A 353-nucleotide genomic window follows, 5' to 3' on the forward strand; every position below is an offset into this window, starting at 1 on the left:
GACCTGGGCGCGGACAAGGCCGACCGTACCGGCCTGACCCTGAGCAACGAAGAGAACCCTGCACTCGGCCTGCGCGGGGTGCGCCTGTCGCTGGCACGGCCGAAAGTGGCCGACACCCTGTTTGCCATCGCTTCCAATACCAAGGCGTTCACCGCCACCTCGCTGAACCTGCTGGACGAGGACGGCAAGCTGAAGATGGATGACAAGGTGATCGATCACCTGCCGTCGTTCCGCATGTCCGATCCGCTGATGACCCTGCACTGGCTGCCGGCTGACCGGCCGGCCAGGCTGGGTCTGGCGGTTTCCCGCAAGGTCGATCCGAACGCCGTTGGGCGTAACCGGATCAAGCGCGT

Annotated in this window: 1 protein-coding gene; it reads left to right on the forward strand. The window is 65.4% G+C overall.

Annotated features, from left to right (window positions below; translation table 11 throughout):
* On the forward strand, positions 1 to 353 hold a 353-nt coding region (locus ABGA94_RS14160; protein ID WP_375367586.1), incomplete at both ends, for a ribonuclease P protein component.

Origin of the sequence: Stenotrophomonas sp. 3diitr2024, from assembly GCF_042136455.1 — a bacterium.
GTDB lineage: Bacteria > Pseudomonadota > Gammaproteobacteria > Xanthomonadales > Xanthomonadaceae > Stenotrophomonas > Stenotrophomonas sepilia.